The 23473-nt window shown below is 43.8% G+C and carries 10 protein-coding genes; 4 read left to right on the top strand and 6 right to left on the bottom strand.

Translation table 11 applies throughout. The annotated features are described in order from the left end of the window. Nucleotides 1-285 precede the first annotated feature (285 nt). The 3 genes from B0X70_RS05110 to B0X70_RS05100 all read left to right on the top strand — a co-directional run bounded on the left by B0X70_RS05110 (nucleotide 286) and on the right by B0X70_RS05100 (nucleotide 12941). Nucleotides 286-7845 (top strand): Tc toxin subunit A-related protein, encoded by a 7560-nt coding sequence (locus B0X70_RS05110; protein ID WP_217471037.1) that lies wholly within the window; start codon nucleotides 286-288, stop codon nucleotides 7843-7845. Nucleotides 7846-7894: 49 nt separating this feature from the next. Then, nucleotides 7895-12325 (top strand): SpvB/TcaC N-terminal domain-containing protein, encoded by a 4431-nt coding sequence (locus B0X70_RS05105; RefSeq protein WP_217471036.1) that lies wholly within the window; start codon nucleotides 7895-7897, stop codon nucleotides 12323-12325. A 238-nt stretch (nucleotides 12326-12563) separates the two neighbouring features. Continuing rightward, the gene (locus tag B0X70_RS05100) at nucleotides 12564-12941 is read left to right on the top strand and encodes a VOC family protein (RefSeq protein WP_217471035.1); all 378 of its coding nucleotides are present in this window, start codon (nucleotides 12564-12566) and stop codon (nucleotides 12939-12941) included. Nucleotides 12942-13413: 472 nt separating this feature from the next. Here the strand turns inward: B0X70_RS05100 and B0X70_RS05095 are convergent, their stop codons facing one another. The 6 genes from B0X70_RS05095 to B0X70_RS05070 all read right to left on the bottom strand — a co-directional run bounded on the left by B0X70_RS05095 (nucleotide 13414) and on the right by B0X70_RS05070 (nucleotide 19495). Beyond that, nucleotides 13414-14166 carry a hypothetical protein gene (locus B0X70_RS05095; RefSeq protein ID WP_217471034.1) on the bottom strand — a complete coding sequence of 251 codons (753 nt, stop codon included), beginning with the start codon at nucleotides 14164-14166 and terminating at the stop codon, nucleotides 13414-13416. Nucleotides 14167-14267: 101 nt separating this feature from the next. Further along, complete coding sequence (locus B0X70_RS05090; protein WP_217471033.1) at nucleotides 14268-15023, bottom strand: hypothetical protein; 756 nt, start codon at nucleotides 15021-15023, stop codon at nucleotides 14268-14270. A 101-nt stretch (nucleotides 15024-15124) separates the two neighbouring features. Next, nucleotides 15125-15880: a hypothetical protein gene (locus B0X70_RS05085; RefSeq protein WP_217471032.1), complete on the bottom strand. Its 756-nt coding sequence runs from the start codon at nucleotides 15878-15880 to the stop codon at nucleotides 15125-15127. A 101-nt stretch (nucleotides 15881-15981) separates the two neighbouring features. After that, nucleotides 15982-16731 (bottom strand): hypothetical protein, encoded by a 750-nt coding sequence (locus B0X70_RS05080; RefSeq protein ID WP_217471031.1) that lies wholly within the window; start codon nucleotides 16729-16731, stop codon nucleotides 15982-15984. 101 nt (nucleotides 16732-16832) lie between these two features. Further along, nucleotides 16833-17579 carry a hypothetical protein gene (locus B0X70_RS05075; protein ID WP_217471030.1) on the bottom strand — a complete coding sequence of 249 codons (747 nt, stop codon included), beginning with the start codon at nucleotides 17577-17579 and terminating at the stop codon, nucleotides 16833-16835. Next, the gene (locus B0X70_RS05070; RefSeq protein ID WP_217471029.1) at nucleotides 17576-19495 is read right to left on the bottom strand and encodes a Tle2 family T6SS lipase effector; all 1920 of its coding nucleotides are present in this window, start codon (nucleotides 19493-19495) and stop codon (nucleotides 17576-17578) included. Before B0X70_RS05070 ends, B0X70_RS05075 begins: the two co-directional genes overlap by 4 nt. 1121 nt (nucleotides 19496-20616) lie before the next feature. Between B0X70_RS05070 and B0X70_RS05065 the strand changes: the two genes are divergently transcribed. Next, nucleotides 20617-23364, top strand: coding sequence for an RHS repeat protein (locus tag B0X70_RS05065; protein WP_217471028.1), 2748 nt, complete (start codon nucleotides 20617-20619; stop codon nucleotides 23362-23364). The last annotated feature ends 109 nt before the right edge of the window (nucleotides 23365-23473 follow it).

Raw genomic sequence — 23473 nt, 5'->3', positions numbered from 1 at the left:
CAACAAAGTGCCATTTCCATTCAACGCTTATTAGAAAGTCAGTTGCAAATTTTGCAGCTGCTTTTTTTGCAACAGCTATTTAAACAAAACAATGAGATAGTGATTCTCTGAGAGATCAAGATTAGGTTTATCTGTTACTCGCAAACTATTTCATATCTCAGCGATTTCTCAAAACCTATCTTTGATTATCCCTTCTTCCGATGGAACGGAATCACTCTCTTATTGATCCATGATGTAAAAGCAACAAGGCTGTTTCATTTACTTTATGATTTACAAGGAATAAATATGAACGAGTCTGTAAAAGAGATACCTGATGTATTAAAAAGCCAGTGTGGTTTTAATTGTCTGACAGATATTAGCCACAGCTCTTTTAACGAATTTCGCCAGCAAGTATCCGAGCACCTCTCTTGGTCCGAAACACACGACTTATATCATGACGCACAACAGGCACAAAAGGATAATCGCCTGTACGAAGCTCGTATTCTCAAACGCGCCAATCCCCAATTACAAAATGCGGTGCATCTTGCCATTCTCGCTCCCAATGCTGAATTGATAGGCTATAACAGTCAATTTGGCAACAGAGCCAGTCAATATGTTGCGCCGGGTACCGTTTCTTCCATGTTCTCCCCTGCCGCTTATTTGACTGAACTCTATCGTGAAGCACGCAATTTACACGCCAGCGACTCCATTTATTATCTGGATACCCGCCGCCCAGATCTCAAATCAATGGCGCTCAGTCAGCAAAATATGGATACAGAATTATCCACCCTCTCTTTGTCCAATGAGCTGTTATTGGAAAACATTAAAACTGAATCTAAGCTAGAAAATTATACTAAAGTGATGGAAATGCTCTCCACTTTCCGTCCTTCCGGCGCTACGCCTTATCATGATGCTTATGAAAATGTGCGTAAAGTTATTCAGCTACAAGATCCCGGACTTGAGCAATTCAATGCGTCACCGGCAATTGCCGGGCTGATGCATCAAGCTTCCCTACTAGGTATTAACGCTTCAATCTCACCTGAATTGTTTAATATTTTGACGGAGGAGATTACCGAAGGTAACGCAGAGGAACTTTATAAGAAAAACTTCGGTAATATCGAACCAGCCTCACTGGCTATGCCGGAATATCTTAAGCGTTATTACAATTTAAGTGATGAAGAACTCAGCCAGTTTATTGGTAAAGCCAGCAATTTTGGTCAACAGGAATATAGTAATAACCAACTTATTATTCCGGTAGTCAACAGCAGTGATGGCACGGTTAAGGTATATCGGATTACTCGGGAATATATGATAAATCCCTATCAGCTAAATGAAGTTAGCTTATTCCCCCTAGGTGGTGAGAATTACAAATTAAACTATAATTTTAAAACATCTAAAGATGATGCTATTTACCTGAAGATTGAATTAAAAGACGGTAAAGAGCTTGCTAAAATAGATATAACTCCCCAAATAAACACCGAATACACAATTGGTATAACGTTAACGCCAACTGATATTAGTCAACCTTTTGAAATCGGTCTACAACGAGTATCTAAGGGAGGAGGCTATCATTATGCTACCGCAAAATTTACCGTTGAAGAATATAACCAATACTCTTTTCTGCTAAAACTTAACAAGGCTATTCGTCTATCCCGTGCGACAGAATTGTCACCTACTATTCTGGAAGGCATTGTGCGCAGTGTTAATCCACAACTGGATATCAACACAGAAGTATTAGGTAAAGTTTTTCTGACTAAATATTATATGCAACGTTATGCTATTAATGCTGAAACTGCCTTAATACTATGCAATGCACCTATTTCACAACGTTCATATGATAATCAACCTAGCCAATTTGATCGCCTGTTTAATACGCCATTACTGAGCGGCCAATATTTTTCCATCGGAGATGAAGAGATTGATTTAAATCCCGGTAGCACCGGTGATTGGCGTAAAACTGTACTTAAGCGTGCATTTAATATCGATGATGTCTCACTCTACCGCCTGCTTAAAATTACCGACCATGATAATAAAGACGGAAAAATTAAAAATAACCTAAAGAATCTTTCCAATTTATATATTGGTAAATTACTGGCAGATATTCATCAATTAACCATTGATGAACTAGATTTATTACTGGTTGCCGTAGGTGAAGGAAAAACTAATTTATCCGCTATCAGTGATAAACAGTTGGCTACCCTGCTCAGAAAACTCAATACTATTACCAGCTGGTTACATACACAGAAGTGGAGCGTGTTCCAATTATTTGTCATGACCTCCACCAGCTATAACAAAACGCTAACGCCTGAAATTAAGAATCTACTGGATACCGTCTACCACGGTTTACAAGGTTTTGATAAAGACAAAGCAGATTTGCTCCATGTCATGGCGCCCTATATTGCGGCCACCTTGCAATTATCATCGGAAAATGTCGCCCACTCGGTGCTACTTTGGGCAGATAAGTTACAACCCGGCGACGGCGCAATGACAGCGGAAAAATTCTGGGACTGGTTGAATACTAAGTATACGCCGGGTTCATCGGAAGCCGTAGAAACGCAGGAACAGATCGTTCAGTATTGTCAGGCTCTGGCACAATTGGAAATGGTTTACCATGCCACCGGTATCAACGAAAACGCCTTCCGTCTGTTTGTGACAAAATCAGAGATGTTTGGCGCTTCAACTGGCGCGGCGCCTGCGCATGACGCCCTTTCATTGATCATGCTGACGCGTTTTGCAGATTGGGTGAACGCACTAGGTGAAAAAGCCTCCTCGGTGTTGGCGGCATTTGAAGCTAACACATTAACGGCGGAACAACTGGCTGATGCCATGAATCTTGACGCTAATTTGCTGTTGCAAGCCAGTACTCAAGCACAAAACCATCAACATCTTCCTCCCGTGACGCAAGAAAATGCGTTCTCCTGTTGGACATCTATCGATACTATCCTGCAATGGGTTAATGTCGCACAACAATTGAATGTCGCCCCGCAGGGCGTTTCCGCTTTGGTCGGGCTGGATTATATTCAATCAATGAAAGAGACACCGACCTACGCCCAGTGGGAAAACGCGGCAGGCGTATTAACCGCCGGGTTGAATTCACAACAGGCTAATACATTACACGCTTTTCTGGATGAATCTCGCAGTGCCGCGTTAAGCACCTACTATATCCGTCAAGTCGCCAAGCCAGCGGCGGCTATTAAAAGCCGTGATGACTTGTATCAATACTTACTGATTGATAATCAGGTTTCCGCCGCGATAAAAACCACCTGGATCGCCGAAGCCATTGCCAGTATTCAACTGTACGTCAACCGGGCATTGGAAAATGTAGAAGAAAATGCCAATTCAGGAATTATCAGCCGCCAATTCTTTATTGACTGGGACAAATACAATAAACGTTACAGCACTTGGGCGGGTGTTTCTCAATTAGTTTACTACCCGGAAAACTATATTGATCCGACCATGCGCATCGGGCAAACCAAAATGATGGACGCATTACTGCAATCCGTCAGCCAAAGCCAATTAAACGCCGATACTGTCGAAGACGCCTTTATGTCTTATCTGACATCATTTGAACAGGTGGCTAATCTTAAAGTTGTTAGCGCATATCACGATAATATTAACAACGATCAAGGACTGACCTATTTTATCGGACTCAGTGAAACTGACGCCGGTGAATATTATTGGCGCAGTGTCGATCACAGTAAATTCAGCGACGGTAAATTTGCCGCTAACGCCTGGAGCGAGTGGCATAAAATTGATTGTCCAATTAATCCTTATAAAAGCACTATCCGCCCGGTGATATATAAATCGCGCCTGTATCTACTTTGGTTGGAACAAAAAGAGATCACCAAACAGACAGGAAATAGCAAAGACGGCTATCAAACCGCGACGGATTATCGTTATGAACTGAAATTGGCGCATATCCGTTATGACGGTACCTGGAATACGCCAATCACCTTTGATGTCAATGAAAAAATATCCGAACTAAAACTAGAAAAAAATAGAACGCCAGGGCTCTATTGTGCCGGTTATCAGGGTGAAGATACGTTGCTGGTGATGTTTTATAACCAACAAGATACACTCGATAGTTATAAAACTGCTTCAATGCAAGGGCTATATATCTTTGCCGATATGGCATCCAAAGATATGACCTTAGAACAGAGCAATGTTTATCGGGATAATAGCTATCAACAATTTGATACTAATAGTGTCAGAAGAGTGAATAACCGCTACGCTGAGAATTATGAAATCCCTTCATCGGTAAATAGCCGTAAAGACTATGGTTGGGGAGATTATTACCTCAGCATGGTATATAACGGAGATATTCCAACTATCAGTTACAAAGCCGCATCAAGTGATTTAAAAATCTATATCTCACCAAAATTAAGAATTATTCATAATGGATATGAAGGTCAGAAACGCAATCAATGCAACCTGATGAATAAATATGGCAAATTGGGTGATAAATTTATTGTTTATACTAGCTTGGGAGTCAATCCAAATAACTCGTCAAATAAGTTCATGTTTTATCCCGTCTATCAATATAGCGGAAACACCAGTGGACTCAATCAAGGGAGACTACTATTCCACCGTGACACCACTTATCCATCTAAAGTAGAAGCTTGGATTCCTGGAGCAAAACGTTCTCTAACCAACCAAAATGCCGCCATTGGTGATGATTATGCTACAGACTCTCTGAATAAACCGGATGATCTTAAGCAATACATCTTTATGACTGATAGTAAAGGGACTGCTACTGATGTCTCAGGCCCAGTAGAAATCAATACTGCCATTTCTCCAGCAAAAGTTCAGATAATAGTCAAAGCGGGTGGCAAGGAGAAAACTTTTACCGCGGATAAAGATGTCTCCATTCAGCCATCACCTAGCTTTGATGAAATGAATTATCCATTTAATGCCCTCGAAATAGATGGTTCTGGCCTGAATTTTATTAACAATTCAGCCAGTATTGATGTCACCTTTACCGCATTTGCGGAGGATGGCCGCAAACTGGGTTATGAAAGTTTCAGTATTCCTGTTACCCGCAAGGTAAGTACCGATAATGCCCTGACCCTGCACCATAATGAAAATGGTGCGCAATATATGCAATGGCAAGCCTATCGTATTCGCCTGAATACTCTATTCGCCCGTCAGTTGATTGCACGCGCCACCACCGGAATCGATACAATTCTGAGTATAGAAACTCAGAATATTCAGGAATCTATGATGGGAATTGGGGCTTACGTGGAATTAGTTATGGATAAATATGATCCAGAAATCCACGGCGCCAATAAATCCTTCACACTCCTCAATTACGATATTTTTAAATCTGATGATAAGTTCCCTATTTATCAAGGGACATTAAGCGATACCGCGTCGACAAAAATCCAATTATTCTTACCTCGCTTTGATGACTCTTATGGAAATAAAGACAATCTCTATGTTTATGCGGTTTATCAAAAACAGGAAACAAACGCTATCCGCTTTGTTAAAAAGGATAATGATGAACTCGCTACATTCGACACGACCTATAAGAATGGGACTTTCCCGGGACTTGCATCAGCCAGAGTCGTACCTGCTTTCACAGAACCAATGGATTTCAGCGGCGCTAACAGTCTCTATTTCTGGGAACTGTTCTACTACACCCCAATGCTGGTTGCTCAACGTTTGCTGCATGAACAGAACTTCGATGAAGCCAACCGCTGGCTGAAATATGTCTGGAGTCCATCCGGTTATATTGTCCACGGCCAGATTCAGAACTACCAGTGGAACGTCCGCCCGTTACTGGAAGACACCGGTTGGAACAGTGATCCTTTAGATTCTGTCGACCCTGACGCGGTAGCACAACACGATCCAATGCACTACAAAGTTTCAACTTTTATGCGCACCCTTGATCTGTTGATAGCACGCGGCGACCATGCTTATCGCCAACTGGAACGAGATACACTTAACGAAGCGAAGATGTGGTATATGCAAGCGCTGCATCTATTAGGCGACAAACCTTATCTACCGCTGAGTACGACATGGAGTGATCCACGGTTGGACAGAGCCGCGGATATGACTACCCAAAATGCTCACGACAGCGCGATAGTCGCTCTGCGGCAGAGTACACCTATACCGGAAGCTTTATCATTGCGCAGCGCCAATACCCTGACTGATCTCTTCCTGCCGCAAATCAATGAAGTGATGATGAATTACTGGCAGACATTAGCTCAGAGAGTATACAACCTGCGTCATAACCTCTCTCTCGACGGCCAACCGTTATATCTGCCAATCTATGCCACACCGGCGGACCCGAAAGCGTTACTCAGCGCCGCCGTCGCCACTTCTCAAGGTGGAGGCAAGCTACCGGAATCATTTATGTCCCTGTGGCGTTTCCCGCACATGCTGGAAAATGCACGCGGCATGGTTAGTCAGCTCACCCAATTCGGCTCCACGTTACAAAATATTATCGAACGTCAGGACGCGGAAGCGCTCAATGCGTTATTACAAAATCAGGCCGCCGAGCTGATATTGACTAACCTGAGCATTCAGGACAAAACCATTGAAGAATTGGATGCCGAGAAAACGGTGTTGGAAAAATCCAAAGCGGGGGCACAATCGCGCTTTGATAGCTACAGCAAACTATATGATGAGAATATCAACGCCGGTGAAAACCAAGCCATGACACTTCGAGCGTCCGCCGCCGGGCTTACCACGGCGGTTCAGGCATCCCGTCTGGCCGGTGCGGCGGCTGATCTGGTGCCTAACATCTTCGGCTTTGCCGGTGGTGGCAGCCGTTGGGGAGCCATCGCTGAGGCGACAGGTTATGTGATGGAATTCTCCGCTAATGTCATGAACACCGAAGCAGATAAAATTAGCCAATCTGAAACCTACCGTCGCCGCCGTCAGGAGTGGGAGATCCAGCGTAATAACGCCGAAGCGGAATTGAAGCAAATCGACGCTCAACTTAAATCGCTGACAGTACGCCGTGAAGCCGCCGTATTGCAGAAAACCAGTCTGAAAACCCAACAAGAACAGACCCAATCTCAACTTGCTTTCCTGCAACGTAAGTTCAGCAATCAGGCGTTGTACAACTGGCTGCGTGGTCGACTGGCGGCGATTTACTTCCAGTTCTACGATTTGGCCGTTGCGCGTTGCCTGATGGCAGAACAAGCTTACCGTTGGGAACTCAATGATGATTCCGCCCGCTTCATTAAACCGGGCGCCTGGCAAGGAACCTATGCCGGTCTGCTTGCCGGTGAAACCTTGATGCTAAGTCTGGCGCAAATGGAAGACGCTCATCTGAAACGCGATAAACGCGCGTTAGAGGTTGAACGCACAGTGTCGCTGGCCGAAGTTTACACAGGATTACCGCAAGATAAAGGTCCATTCTCTCTGACTCAGGAAATTGACAAGCTGATAAGTAAAGGTTCAGGCAGTACCGGCAGTGGCAATAATAATTTGGCGTTCGGCGCCGGCACGGACACTAAAACCTCTTTGCAGGCATCCGTCTCATTAGCTGATTTGAACATTCGTGAAGATTACCCGGCATCACTTGGCAAAATTCGGCGTATCAAACAGATCAGCGTCACCCTGCCCGCGCTACTGGGACCTTATCAGGATGTACAGGCAATATTGTCTTACAGCGATAAAGCCGGATTAGCTAACGGCTGTGAAGCGCTGGCAGTTTCTCACGGTATGAATGACAGCGGCCAGTTCCAGCTCGATTTCAACGATGGCAAATTCCTGCCATTCGAAGGCGTCGCCATTGATCAAGGCACGCTGACCCTGAGCTTCCCAAATGCATCAATGCCGGAAAAAGGTAAACAAGCCACTATGTTAAAAACCCTGAACGATATCATTTTGCATATTCGCTACACCATTAGATAACCATCCAATACTAAAACAGGCCCCGAACCGGGGCTTGTAAGGAGTTTTTATGCAGAATTCACAAACATTCAGTGTTACCGAGCTGTCATTACCCAAAGGCGGCGGCGCCATTACCGGCATGGGTGAAACATTAACACCAGCCGGGCCGGATGGTATGGCCGCCTTATCCCTGCCATTGCCCATTTCCGCCGGGCGTGGTTACGCACCCTCGCTCACTCTGAATTACAACAGTGGAACCGGTAACAGCCCGTTTGGTCTCGGTTGGGACTGCGGCGTCATGGCAATTCGTCGTCGCACCAGTACCGGCGTACCGAATTACGATGAAACCGATACTTTTCTGGGGCCGGAAGGCGAAGTGTTGGTCGTCGCATTAAATGAGGCAGGTCAAGCGGATATCCGCAGTGAATCCTCATTGCAAGGCGTCAATTTAGGGACAACTTTCACTGTTACCGGTTATCGCTCCCGCCTGGAAAGCCACTTTAGCCGGTTGGAATACTGGCAACCCCAAACAACCGGCGCAACCGATTTCTGGCTGATATACAGCCCCGACGGACAGGTCCATTTACTGGGCAAAAATTCTCAGGCACGTATCAGCAATCCACTCAATGTTAACCAAACAGCGCAATGGCTGTTGGAAGCCTCAGTATCATCCCACGGTGAACAGATTTATTATCAATATCGCGCCGAAGATGAAGCAAATTGCGAAACTGACGAGCTGGCAGCCCACCCCAGCGCAACCGTTCAACGCTACCTGCAAACGGTACATTACGGGAACCTGACCGCCAGCGACGTTTTTCCCACGCTAAACGGAGATGACCCACTTAAATCTGGCTGGTTGTTCTGTTTAGTATTTGATTACGGTGAACGCAAAAACAACTTATCTGAAATGCCGCTGTTTAAAGCCACAGACAATTGGCTTTGCCGAAAAGACCGTTTTTCCCGTTATGAGTACGGTTTTGAATTGCGTACTCACCGCTTATGCCGTCAAATACTGATGTTTCACCGTCTACAAACTCTGTCTGGTCAGGCAAAGGGGGATGATGAACCTGCGCTAGTGTCGCGTCTGATACTGGATTATGACGAAAACGCGATGGTCAGTACGCTCGTTTCTGTCCGCCGGGTAGGCCATGAGGACAACAGCACCGTCACTGCGCTGCCACCACTGGAACTGGCCTATCAGCCTTTTGAGCCGGAACAAACCGCACTCTGGCAATCAATGGATGTACTGGCAAATTTCAACACCATTCAGCGCTGGCAACTGCTTGACCTGAAAGGAGAAGGCGTACCCGGCATTCTCTATCAGGATAAAAATGGCTGGTGGTATCGATCCGCCCAACGTCAGGCCGGGGAAGAGATGAATGCGGTCACTTGGGGGAAAATGCAACTTCTTCCCATCACACCGGCTGTGCAGGATAACGCCTCACTGATGGATATTAACGGTGACGGACAACTGGACTGGGTTATCACCGGGCCGGGACTAAGGGGCTACTACAGTCAACGCCCGGATGGTAGCTGGACACGTTTTACGCCACTCAACGCTCTGCCGGTGGAATATACCCATCCACGCGCCCAACTGGCGGATTTAATGGGGGCCGGACTGTCCGATTTAGTACTGATTGGTCCCAAAAGTGTACGCTTGTATGTGAATAACCGTGATGGTTTTATCAAAGGGCGGGACGTGGTGCAATCCGGTGATATCACCCTGCCGTTACCGGGCGCCGATGCCCGTAAGTTAGTGGCGTTTAGTGATGTACTGGGTTCAGGCCAAGCACATCTGGTTGAAGTGAGTGCGACTCAAGTCACTTGCTGGCCAAATCTGGGACATGGCCGTTTTGGTCAGCCAATCGTATTGCCGGGATTCAGCCAATCTGCCGCTAGTTTTAATCCTGACCGGATTCATCTGGCCGATTTGGATGGTAGCGGTCCAGCCGATTTGATTTATGTTCATGCTGACGGTCTGGATATTTTTAGAAATGAAAGTGGTAACGGTTTTGCAAAACCATTCACACTCCACTTTCCTGACGGCCTGCGTTTTGATGACACCTGCCAGTTACAGGTAGCCGATGTACAAGGGTTAGGCGTTGTCAGCTTGATCCTGAGCGTACCGCATATGGCGCCACATCATTGGCGCTGCGATCTGACCAACGCGAAACCGTGGTTACTCAGTAAAATGAACAACAATATGGGGGCCAATCACACCTTGCATTACCGTAGCTCTGTCCAGTTCTGGCTGGATGAAAAAGCCGCGGCATTGGCTACCGGGCAAACACCGGTCTGTTACCTGCCTTTCCCGGTCCATACCCTTTGGCAAACAGAAACAGAGGACGAAATCAGCGGCAATAAGTTAGTGACTACTTTACGTTACGCTCACGGCGCCTGGGATGGACGTGAGCGGGAATTTCGTGGCTTTGGTTATGTTGAGCAGACAGACAGCCATCAACTCGCTCAAGGCAATGCGCCGGAACGTACACCACCGGCACTCACCAAAAGCTGGTATGCCACCGGATTACCTGCGGTGGATAATGCGTTATCCGCCGGGTATTGGCGTGGCGATAAGCAAGCTTTCACCGGTTTTACGCCACGCTTTACTCTCTGGAAAGAGGGCAAAGATGTTCCATTAACACCGGAAGATGACCATAATCTGTACTGGTTAAACCGAGCGTTAAAAGGTCAGCCACTGCGTAGTGAACTCTACGGGCTGGATGGCAGCGCACAGCAACAGATCCCCTATACAGTGACTGAATCCCGTCCACAGGTGCGCCAATTACAAGATGGCGCCACCGTTTCCCCGGTGCTCTGGGCCTCAGTCGTGGAAAGCCGTAGCTATCACTATGAACGTATTATCAGTGATCCCCTGTGCAATCAGGATATCACGCTGTCCAGCGACCTATTCGGGCAACCACTAAAACAGGTTTCCGTACAATATCCCCGCCGCAATAAACCAACAACCAATCCGTATCCCGATACCCTACCGGATACGCTGTTTGCCAGCAGTTATGACGATCAACAACAGCTATTGCGATTAACCTGCCGACAATCCAGTTGGCACCATCTTATTGGTAATGAACTCAGAGTGTTGGGATTACCGGATGGCACACGCAGTGATGCCTTCACTTACGACGCCAAACAGGTACCGGTTGATGGCTTAAATCTGGAAGCCCTGTGTGCTGAAAATAGTCTGATTGCCGATGATAAACCACGCGAATACCTCAATCAGCAACGAACATTCTATACCGACGGGAAAAACCAAACACCACTGGAAACGCCGACACGACAAGCGTTAATCGCCTTTACCGAAACGGCGGTATTAACGGAATCTCTGTTATCTGCATTTGATGGCGGCATTACGCCAGACGAATTACCGGGAATTCTGACACAGGCCGGATACCAACAACAACCTTATCTGTTTCCTCGCACCGGCGAAAACAACGTCTGGGTAGCGCGTCAAGGCTATACCGATTACGGGACGGAAGCACAATTTTGGCGTCCTGTCGCACAACGTAACACCCTGTTAACCGGGAAAATGACGCTAAAATGGGACACCCACTATTGTGTCATCACCCAAACCCAAGATGCTGCCGGCTTCACCGTCTCAGCCAATTATGACTGGCGTTTTCTCACACCAACGCAACTGACTGACATCAACGATAATATGCATCTCATCACCTTGGATGCACTGGGACGCCCTGTCACGCAACGTTTCTGGGGAATCGAAAGCGGTGTGAAAACAGGTTACTCTTCACCAGAAGAGAAACCATTCTCTCCGCCAATCGATGTCAATACTGCCATTGATCTGACCGGACCACTCCCTGTCGCTCTGTGTCTGGTCTATGCACCGGACAGTTGGATGCCGGTATTCAGTCAAGAAACCTTCAACACATTAACGCCGGAAGAGCGGAAGACTCTGCGTGATTCGCGGATTATCACGGAAGATTGGCGTATTTGCGCACTGGCTCGCCGCCGTTGGGTACAAAGTCAAAAGATCAGTACACCATTGGTTAAGCTGTTAACCAACAGCATCGGTTTACCTCCCCATAACCTTACGTTGACTACGGATCGTTATGACCGCGATGCTGAACAGCAAATTCGCCAACAAGTCGCATTCAGTGATGGTTTTGGCCGCCTGCTGCAAGCGTCTGTACGGCATGAGGCAGGCGAAGCCTGGCAACGTAACCAAGACGGTTCTCTGGTGACAAAAATGGCGGATACTAAAACGCGTTGGGCGGTCACGGGACGCACCGAATATGATAATAAAGGGCAAACGATACGCACTTATCAGCCCTATTTCCTCAACGACTGGCGATATGTCAGTGATGACAGCGCCAGAAAAGAAGCCTATGCGGATACTCATATTTATGATCCGATTGGGCGAGAAATCCGGGTTATTACTGCAAAAGGCTGGCTGCGCCAGAGCCAATATTTCCCGTGGTTTACCGTGAGTGAAGATGAGAATGATACAGCCGCTGATGCGCTAGTGTAATTGAATCAATATTCGCTCGTTTAATGTTAACGAGCGGATATAATAAATAAATTTAATCTGGCACAATCAGAACAAAGTTCAATTGCGACATTTATGATACTTGACCAAAGCACTTTATCATTTTCGAGGATGTGTTAAAGTGGGTTAGAAGATACTAAATCATTCGCTATATCTTTGTTTATCAGAAGACTTGGTTATAAATTCTGACGTTTTAGATCCCTCAAGAAGGAGACGTAATATGCTAACTAACATTCTTACTGATAATTTAATAAGTACACGGAATTTATTTGTCAACCTCTTGAATTTTAATATTGAATACGAATCTAACTGGTTTATTTCAATGTCTTCTGAAAAACATGGACAAGTTTCTGCTTTTTTAAGAACGAGTGAATTTATCCCAGACATATATCAGAAGACTTGCCAGGGAATTATTATCACTTGTATTGTAGAAGATGTTGAACCTTATTATTTGAAAGCACAGAAACTTGGATTCAATATCGTTGAACCACCACGTGATTTGCCCTATGGTCAACGTCGCCTTCTGATTAAAGATGAAAGTGGCGCTTTGCTGGATATATCAGCACCAACTACGTTACTTGATCCCAGTTATAGATAATCCGGTCAATCTTATTCTAAAACATTAATAAAAAATGGTATTATCTATGAAAACATTTAGTCAGTATAGAATAGGACAAAATTTAATGACGGATTGGTTTTCAAAGCTAGTAGATAAATATCGCACACGCATTGCATCAGTTTCTAAAACAAAATAATTTACCTATGATTAGTTTTGGTTGTCTAGCTTCTCCTCTTCGAGAAGCTGGACTTGAACATCATGATATTTGTATTTTGCAAGCCGATAATAATGACATTTCTGTTTCCAGAGGCGAATTTCTTTACTCTACCTTTATATTCCAATGCATCAGCTATTATTAAATTCATACTGCCACCCTAAAACCAAAATCTAAACAATGTCCTGGGTGAATCTTTGGGAAAACGAGATATAGGTGCTATGATTGGCATAATTCAATCCGGTATTGCTTGATATTTATCATGGTAAGTTTTCCTCAATTCCCACAGAGAGGGCATTATTTTATTTTCCAGTAGTCTATTGTTTGGCGATGAAGGTCAATTCGCCCATCAGGATATTCAACCCATTCTCCCCTTCCGTTAGTGACAGTAATTTTTGGCATCTTGGTTTCATCCAGTTTAGGCTTAAAGATAATTTTCCATTCCGCTCCTGGAATTAATTTCAGCCGAAAAGGAAACGAACTCACCACACCTTGTAAGTATATACGTTTCGGAAATCCTTCAGTTAAATCTAAAACAGGGTAAATAACTGGTCTGTAATCTATAGTATTCAATGCACGAGTCTCAGAGGCTTCAGAGTAATTTTCTCGTTCAGCATCGTTAATAAAAGCGGTTAAACCTGTCCCCGAATAGGGAACAGCATCTTTCACCAAATGGCTGACATCGGTATAATTAACCGATACATAAGCCCGCTCAATTTTCCATTTACACCAGCCTCCGCCACTAAAAGGCAATTTCGTCTGAAAATAACCGGTTCGCGCATCAGCTTTTACATCCAAACCTAGGCTATGATAAGTCGGTACTTTAAAAGGCGACATACCCGCATCAAATTGATATTTTAAGCAATCTTTTGACTTATATATAGCTGCTACATATGGCTCAGTGTGCTTCGGAGCCACTCCTTCTACCGTAATCAACTGCCCCTTTCCGACAGATGAAAAGGGAAGCAGCCAGTTAAAAAAGGTGGCGCCAAACGCCCAGTAAATAAAATAGAGAAATAATAAGGACAGCGTTATCTTCAATATTTTCATACGGACAGTTCCTGTTTATCACAGTAATTCTGTAAGGCCAGTATTCCTTATTCTTCCTACTGGCCAACGGTCAATGGTTTTTACTGGAAACTCTGTTAGCACTACTTTATTTTCCAGTAATCAATAGAATCTCTGTCTAAATCAACTCTGCCATCAGGATATTCAACTCTTGAAGGTTCTTTACCTGGTGGAATAATAATTTTAGGCATTTTGGTTTCATCTAACTTAGGTTTATAGGTAATTTTCCACTCCACTCCTGGCGTTAACATAAACCTGAATGGACGCATTGCTTTCTCACCTCGCAAGTATATTCTTTTTGGAAATTTGTTAACTATTTCCAAAACAGGATAAATAACTGGGTGGTAATCTATAACATTCAATGTTGCAGTTTCGTTAAGATATGTCCGAACCGCATCGTTAATAAATGCAGTTAAACCTGTTCCTTCCGCGCCTTCATCCTGAACCGCATCTTTTACCAAATGGCTGACATCGGTATAACCTACCGTCACAGAAGCTTGATTGATTTTCCATTTACACCATCCTCTACCATTGAAAGGCAATTTCGCCTGAAAGTAACCAGTTTGCGGATCAGCTTTTACATCCAAATCCAACCCATAATAAGTCGGCACTTGATAAGGCGACATACCTGCATCAAGCTGATATCTAAGACAGTCTTTTGAAATATACTGCGCGGACACATACGGTTTTGTGTATTTCGGCGCGACACCTTCCACCGTAATCAACTGTTTCTTCTCGTCAGGTGAAAAAGGAAAAAGCCAGTTAAAAAAGGTGTCGCCAAACGCCCAGTAAATAAAATAGAGAAATAATAAGGACAGCGTTATCTTCAATATTTTCATACGGACAGTTCCTGTTTATCACAGTAATTCTGTAAGGCCAGTATTCCTTATTCTTCCTACTGGCCCACGGTCAATGGTTTTTACTGGAAACTCTGTTAGCACTACTTTATTTTCCAGTAATCAATAGAATCTCTGTTTAAATCAATTCTTCCATCAGGGTATTCAACTCTTGAAGGTTCTTTACCCGATGGGATAATAATTTTAGGCATTTTGGTTTCATCTAACTTAGGTTTATAGGTAATTTTCCATTCCGCTCCTGGAATTAATTTCAGTCGAAAAGGAAATAAATCCACCACCCCCTGTAAGGAAACTCTGTTTGGACGTCCCTCAACCATTTTCAAAACAGGGTAAATAACCGGGCTGAAATTTATCGTATTCAATGCACGAGTCTCAGAGGCTTCAGAATAATTTGTTCGTGCGGCGTCGTTGATAAAGGCAGCTAATCCTGGTCCCGAAGAAGGTACAGCATCTTTCACCAGATGGCTAACATCGGTATAACCCACCGCCACAAACGCTTGATTGATTTTCCATTTACACCATCCTCCACCATTGAAAGGCAATTTCGCCTGAAAGTAACCGGTTTGCGGATCAGCTTTTACATCCAAATCCAATCCATAATAGGTCGGCACTTGATAAGGCGACATACCTGCATCAAGCTGATATCTAAGGCAGTCTTTTGAGATATATTGCGCGGACACATACGGTTTTGTGTATTTCGGCACGACACCTTCCACCGTAATCAACTGTTTCTTCTCGTCAGGTGAAAAAGGAAAAAGCCGGTCAAAAAAGGTGTCGCCAAACGCCCAGTAAATAAAATAGAGAAATAATAAGGACAGCGTTATCTTCAATATTTTCATACGGACAGTTCCTGTTTATCACAGTAATGCTGTAAGGCCAGTATTCCTTATTCTTCCTACTGGCCCACGGTCAATGGTTTTTACTGGAAACTCTGTTAGCACTACTTTATTTTCCAGTAGTCTATCGTTTGGCGATTAAGGTCGATTCGCCCGTCAGGATATTCAACCCATTCCTTCCCCTTAGTTATAGTAATTTTTGGCATCTTGGTTTCATCTAATTTAGGTTTAAAGGTAATTTTCCATTCCGCTCCTGGAACTAATTTCAGCCGAAAAGGAAATAAATCCACCACCCCCTGCAAGGAAACTCTGTTTGGACGTCCCTCAACCATTTTCAAAACAGGGTAAATAACCGGGCTGAAATTTATCGTATTCAATGCACGAGTTTCAGAGGCTTCAGAATAATTTGTTCGTGCGGCGTCGTTGATAAAGGCAGCTAATCCTGGTCCCGAAGAAGGTACAGCATCTTTCACTAAGTGACTAACATCGGTATAACCCACCGCTACAAACGCTTGATTGATTTTCCATTTACACCATCCTCCACCATTGAAAGGCAATTTCGCCTGAAAGTAACCAGTTTGTGGATCAGCTTTTACATCCAAATCCAGTCCATAATAGGTCGGCACTTGATAAGGCGACATACCTGCATCAAGCTGATATCTAAGGCAGTCTTTTGAGATATATTGCGCGGACACATACGGTTTTGTATATTTCGGCACGACACCTTCCACCGTAATTAACTGTTTCTTCTCGTCAGGTGAAAAAGGAAAAAGCCTGTCAAGAAAGGTGTCGCCAAACGCCCAGTAAATAAAATAGAGAAATAATAAGGACAGCGTTATTTTCAATATTTTCATACGGACAGTTCCTGTTTATCACAGTAATGTTGTAAGGCCAGTATTCCTTATTCTTCCTACTGGCCCACGGTCAATGGTTTTTACTGGAAACTCTGTTAGCACTACTTTATTTTCCAGTAATCAATAGAATCTCTGTCTAAATCAACTCTGCCATCAGGATATTCAACTCTTGAAGGTTCTTTACCTGGTGGGATAATAATTTTAGGCATTTTGGTTTCATCTAACTTAGGTTTATAGGTAATTTTCCATTCCGCTCTTGGAGTTAATTTCAACCGAAAAGGATACGTATCCACCACGCCCTGCAAGAAAATTCTATTTGGGCGCCCATCAACTATCTTTAATACAGGGTAAATAACCGGTCTGAAATCTATAGTATTCAATGCTGCAATTTCGCTAATATTTGTTTGAGCCGCGTCGTTGATAAATGCAGTTAATCCTGTTCCCTCGTACGGAACAGCATCTTTTACCAAATGACTGACATCGGTATAACTTACTGATACAAAGGCTCTATCAATCTTCCATTTACACCAACCTCCACCACTAAAAGGCAATTTTGCCTGAAAGTAACCAGTTTTCGCATCAGCTTTTACATCCAAACCTAGGCTATGATAAGTCGGTACTTTAAAAGGCGACATACCTGCATCAAATTGGTATTTTAAGCAATCTTTTGACTTATATATAGCTGCTACATATGGCTCAGTGTACTTCGGAGCCACTCCTTCTACCGTAATCAACTGCCCTTTTCCGGCAGATGAAAAGGGAAGCAGCCAGTTAAAAAAGGCGTCACCAAACGCCCAGTAAATAAAATAGAGAAATAATAAGGACAGCGTTACCTTCAATATTTTCATACAGACAGTTCCTGTTTATCACAGTAATGCTGTAAGGCCAGTTCCCCTTGTTCTTCCTGCTGGCTGACCGTCAGTGATTTTATTAACTGCTTATCCATATCCAGAAAATAGAGATTTCGGTAGTAAACATTGTCAGGGATAAGCATCTTATAACTGTCCATTTTCGCCTTAAATTGACGCTGACTGTCCTGATAGACCGTAATCTTATCCGGCTCACATAACTCTCTGAGGCGTTTATCAATATAGCCCGCATATTTATACGAGCTATGATTAGAGAAACCGAATCCGCCTTTCAAATCAGCACTTCTGTTTTCAACAAACAGTTTGTCTTTTTCTTGTTGACTGAGCTGATTAAACAACGCATTCTGCCGCTCACCGGCCAGCGAAAAATCCTTTTCTGTTTCCTGATTTAACTCAGGAATTAAGTAGAGTTTTGTGGTGTTATCCAATATTCTTTCAGCAACACCCGTTATAAGAGAGGCATTCCGGGCGGAAATCAGCCATTCCGGGCAACTGTTGGCTTGAAAAAAATGGACAACTTTACCATGATGCAAATAGATTTCTTTACTGGCTGTCGCCTGTTTAATTGCCTGAATAATCGGTGACGGCGATAACAACTTCATCACTGCCCAGTCGTACCCCGCCGGCGCCCAATAATTGAAAAACACATTATCCATATCCTGCTCAAATGGCACAGCAGGGATGACATCATCTTCATTAACATGACGATAGTGGATAATAGAAGACAATTCTTCTACCGCACTGCGAGTTAATGTTCGCGGCATCCCATAACTGTAGAGACAAGGGTTATGTTCTTTCAGTTGTGCGCTGTGCAATAATGCCAGCGCTCCTCCGAGACTGTGCCCACAAATAAATAACTTCCCTTTCTTAGCCAAATCCAAGATATCACTGAATACTTCTTTCTTTTTATCACTGGGGACTATTAACTCTCCAACCAAATTAAATGCCTCCCAGAACCCTTTGTGCACTTTACCACTGTGGATAAACCCATTACACAGAGATTTGTCATCATCGCAGCTTAAAGCCAACGGCTGGAAAGTGGCATCAGTCAGATAATTATCCAGACTAGCGGTTCCCCGCCAACTAACAATCACATCTTTCTTACTGGCGGCATAAAACAGTTTGGTATCACCCTGCTTGTTGTTCCCCGCTTGTGAATCAATAAACTCCACCCGGGCATAACGTTCACTAAACGGCACATCGTAAACGACAGGTGTTGCCGACAATGCTTCCACTTTATAGGGCAATTTTGAAACATCCACCATTTGCCGGTTAAAAAAGTGTTTCACAGAGCCTGCTACATTGACATCCCCGTCAGCATAGGCCAGTACGCTCATCAAACACTGATTATAAGCATTCACAATGGAATACTCTTTTTGATGGTGTAGCAGCAGAACCCAGGCCCGAAACGGACAGACTTCCAGAACATACCGTCGATTCACCGGATGGACCTGATAGCCTTTTGGCTCCGGGTCCGGGAAATGATAGGGAGGTGGAATTTTTTTGGGATCATTCCAATCATCTAGCGCCGGCAATCCATCACTGATCTGTCCGATAGTCACATAGCGATATTGATAGCCTTCGGCTTCCGCTTTTGGCTTCACCACTGAAAATTCTTCTCCCCGTTTTTCCCGCAACGGGCGCTGTTCCATTTCGTCGGCCAGTGGTTGGGCGCCGATATACAGAGTTACCGGATGGGAAGGCATATCTTCTTCCCGTAATAATCCATTGCCATCAGTAACGCCTTTACGTCCCAGCAGAGGATTTCCACGGATTTTCAAACGATAAGGCATATTGACCAAGGGTTTCCCCTGTTCATCCACCAACTGAAATTCTATCCAGTTTTTCAGCATATTTTTACAGTCAAGACAATCGAGTGGGCTTAATTTGCTCATTGATACTCTTTCCTTACAATTAAATTACAGATAGGCACGCAGCCTGAACATCATGTGGTGAAAATTCCACAAGATTTCCCCGCCTGGCTATCAATCACCTTCATCAGCATCAATATCCTGTCAGGAATAGCCGTGATTGATTGCGTCACTAAGGAAACAAGATAGTAAAAATCCTATTACCACAGATAAGAAACACCGCTTATACCGTGAGTAATAGCGAGTTGAACGACAGGAAGACGAAATGTATCCCTATCGATTAATCCCTTTGAAATAAGGGAACAGGAGTTGGAAGTTCCATCATATTGTCCATATGACGGAACTCAAATTATGATTATTAAATCATCACCAAATAGCAAGAAAAAATTTCTGCTTTTTTCATTTACAAAAAGTAAACTTTGTAACAAAGTGTTACAAATTCAACAAAAGATTAAGTTATTGTAAATATAATGGCGGATGCAGTGACAAAAATAACTCATCCCCAAAATAGCAGTCTACGATGTATGAAACCATTTGGCCTTTACTGATTTTCCACTCAATGATCATGACTCTAAACATTCAACATATTAATTTTTAATTAAAAATACCTTTATTACCATTTATCAAGCGACCAATAACATCATCTATTTGAAGGATTAGCCTCATCTGTGTTACATCACAGCCCGTTAGGTGTCTTATACCCAACAGGTGCAGAACCATGATAGAAGCGGTATGTTCTTATTATCATCTCCTGACTTCGCTGTATCGAATGTAGAACTCATAACATCCTCTGTTTTTAAAGTATTGTTTTTAAGGTATTGTTTTTAAGGCATTGTTTTTAAAGTATTGTGACTATCGCGGTTTAATAAATTTCTTTTATCTTTAACTATGATATACAAGTGATTCGTTATTAAGCATCATCGATATATCAAATCTGCCAACCACTTGTTTTTCTGATGGTTGATCAATCACACTCACTATCTGAAACTTTAATTCCTATTTATACAATCTCAAAAATTACCAAAGCGTTTGCATTAATAACATCACGATAAATCGCTTTCCTTGCCTGTTTAGTGATAAGGTCTTTTGGTTGTTGCCATAACTTAAATTTTCTTAACGATTAACACCATCTAAGGAGTTAAAATATGAGCAGTTACAATTCTGCAATTGACCAAAAGACCCCCTCGATTAAGGTATTAGATAACAGGAAATTAAATGTCCGTACTTTAGAATATCTACGCACTCAAGCCGACGAAAACAGTGATGAATTAATCACGTTCTATGAGTTCAATATTCCGGGATTTCAGGTAAAAAGCACCGATCCTCGTAAAAATAAAAACCAGAGCGGCCCAAATTTCATTCGCGTCTTTAATCTTGCTGGTCAAGTTTTACGTGAAGAAAGTGTTGATGCCGGTCGGACTATTACCCTCAATGATATTGAAGGTCGCCCGGTGTTGATCATCAATGCAACCGGTGTCCGCCAAAACCATCGTTATGAAGATAACACCCTTCCCGGTCGTCTGCTTACTATCACCGAACAAGGACAGGCAGAAGAGAAAACGACCGAGCGTCTTATCTGGGCCGGTAATACGCCGCAAGAAAAAGAGTACAACCTTGCTGGTCAGTGTGTCCGCCATTACGATACCGCAGGACTTACTCAACTCAACAGCCTTTCTCTGGCTGGCGTCGTGCTATCACAATCTCAACAACTGCTTGTCGATGATCAAAATGCTGACTGGACAGGGGAAGACCAAAGCCTCTGGCAGCAAAAACTGAGCAATGATGTCTATACCACCCAAAATAGCACTGATGCCACCGGGGCTTTATTGACCCAGACCGATGCCAAAGGCAACACCCAGCGTCTGGCCTACGACGTGGCTGGGCAGCTAAAAGGCTGTTGGTTGACGCTCAAAGGTCAGGCCGAACAAGCGATTATCAAATCGCTGACCTACTCCGCCGCCGGACAAAAATTACGCGAAGAGCACGGTAACGGCGTTATCACTGAATACAGCTATGAACCAGAAACCCAACGGCTGATCGGCATTACCACCCGCCGTCCGTCAGACGCCAAAGTGTTGCAAGACTTACGCTATCAATATGATCCGGTAGGCAATGTCATCAATATCCGTAACGATGCGGAAGCCACCCGCTTTTGGCACAATCAGAAAGTGGTCCCGGAGAATAACTATACCTACGATTCCCTGTATCAGCTTATCAGTGCCACCGGGCGTGAAATGGCTAATATAGGTCAGCAAAATAACCAACTACCCTCCCCTGCACTACCTTCTGACAGCAATACTTACACTAACTATACTCGCAGCTACAGCTATGATCACAGCGGTAATCTGACGCAAATTCGGCACAGCTCGCCAGCTACCCAGAACAACTACACCGTGGCTATCACCCTTTCAAACCGCAGCAATCGAGGTGTTCTCAGTACGCTGACCACCGATCCAAATCAAGTGGATACGTTGTTTGATGCCGGTGGTCGTCAAACCAGTTTATTACCCGGACAGACGCTTATCTGGACACCACGAGGAGAGTTAAAGCAGGTGAATAATGGCCCGGGAAATGAGTGGTACCGCTACGACAGCAACGGCATGAGACAACTGAAAGTGAGTGAACAGCCAACCCAGAATACTACGCAGCAACAGCGGGTAATCTATTTGCCGGGGCTGGAGCTACGCACAACCCAGAACAGCACCACAACAACAGAAGAGTTACACGTTATCACATTCGGTGAAGCCGGTCGTGCACAGGTACGGGTGTTGCATTGGGAGAGCGGTAAGCCAGAAGGTGTCAACAACAATCAACTACGTTACAGCTACGATAATCTGATCGGCTCCAGCCAACTTGAACTGGACAATCAAGGGCAGATTATCAGTGAGGAAGAGTATTATCCATTTGGCGGGACAGCGCTGTGGGCAGCGAACAGCCAAACAGAAGCCAGCTATAAAACGATTCGCTATTCCGGCAAAGAACGAGATGCCACCGGGCTGTATTATTACGGTTATCGTTATTACCAACCGTGGGCGGGCAGATGGTTAAGCGCGGACCCGGCAGGAACCATTGATGGGCTGAATCTATACCGAATGGTAAGAAATAATCCTGTGAGTTTACAGGATGAAAATGGATTAGCGCCAGAAAAAGGAAAATATACCAAAGAGGTGAATTTCCTTGATGAATTAAAATTTAAATTGGCCGCTAAAAATTCACATGTTGTTAAATGGAACGAGAAAGAGAGCAGTTATACAAAAAATAAATCATTAAAAGTGGTTCGTGTCGGTGATTCCGATCCATCGGGTTATTTGTTAAGCCATGAAGAACTTCTAAAAGGTATAGAAAAAAGCCAAATAATATATAGCCGGCTTGAAGAAAATAGCGCCCTTTCAGAAAAATCGAAGACCAATCTTTCTTTAGGATCTGAAATATCCGGTTATATGGCAAGAACCATACAAGATACGATATCAGAATATGCCGAAGAGCATAAATATAGAAGTAATCACCCTGATTTTTATTCAGAAACCGACTTCTTTGCTTTAATGGATAAAAGTGAAAAAAATGATTATTCCGGTGAAAGAAAAATTTATGCGGCAATGGAGGTTAAGATATATCATGATTTAAAAAATAAACAATCAGAATTACATGTCAACTATGCACTCGCTCACCCCTATACTCAATTGAGTAATGAAGAAAGAACGCAGCTACAAGCAACAGAACCCGATGTTGCAATCAATAGAGAATACAATTTCAAAGGCGTTGGCAAATTCCTGACAATGAAAGCAATTAAAAAATCATTGAAAGGGCAGAAGATTAATAGGATATCAACAGATGCTATTAATATTCGCTCTGCGGCTATCGCTGAAAATTTAGGAATGCGGAGAGCTTCATAAATTTGGTCACATACCCTATGGATTTCAAGATGCATCGCGACGGCAAGGGAGTGAATCCCCAGGAGCATAGCAAACTCTGTTACCGGGGTGAGCGAGTGCAGCCAACAAA

The organism is Photorhabdus akhurstii (assembly GCF_019090985.1).
Taxonomy (GTDB): domain Bacteria; phylum Pseudomonadota; class Gammaproteobacteria; order Enterobacterales; family Enterobacteriaceae; genus Photorhabdus; species Photorhabdus akhurstii.
The sequence above is the reverse complement of the archived record's forward strand: the minus strand, read 5'-3'. Positions and strand labels throughout refer to the sequence as shown.

Bases quoted from the DNA above. Each gene is read 5' to 3' on its own strand.
- B0X70_RS05080 (WP_217471031.1), bottom strand. From the start codon at position 16,731: ATGAAAATATTGAAAATAACGCTGTCCTTATTATTTCTCTATTTTATT.
- B0X70_RS05065 (WP_217471028.1), top strand. From the start codon at position 20,617: ATGAGCAGTTACAATTCTGCAATTGACCAAAAGACCCCCTCGATTAAG.
- B0X70_RS05085 (WP_217471032.1), bottom strand. From the start codon at position 15,880: ATGAAAATATTGAAGATAACGCTGTCCTTATTATTTCTCTATTTTATT.
- B0X70_RS05075 (WP_217471030.1), bottom strand. From the start codon at position 17,579: ATGAAAATATTGAAGGTAACGCTGTCCTTATTATTTCTCTATTTTATT.
- B0X70_RS05095 (WP_217471034.1), bottom strand. From the start codon at position 14,166: ATGAAAATATTGAAGATAACGCTGTCCTTATTATTTCTCTATTTTATT.
- B0X70_RS05110 (WP_217471037.1), top strand. From the start codon at position 286: ATGAACGAGTCTGTAAAAGAGATACCTGATGTATTAAAAAGCCAGTGT.
- B0X70_RS05070 (WP_217471029.1), bottom strand. From the start codon at position 19,495: ATGAGCAAATTAAGCCCACTCGATTGTCTTGACTGTAAAAATATGCTG.
- B0X70_RS05100 (WP_217471035.1), top strand. From the start codon at position 12,564: ATGCTAACTAACATTCTTACTGATAATTTAATAAGTACACGGAATTTA.
- B0X70_RS05105 (WP_217471036.1), top strand. From the start codon at position 7,895: ATGCAGAATTCACAAACATTCAGTGTTACCGAGCTGTCATTACCCAAA.
- B0X70_RS05090 (WP_217471033.1), bottom strand. From the start codon at position 15,023: ATGAAAATATTGAAGATAACGCTGTCCTTATTATTTCTCTATTTTATT.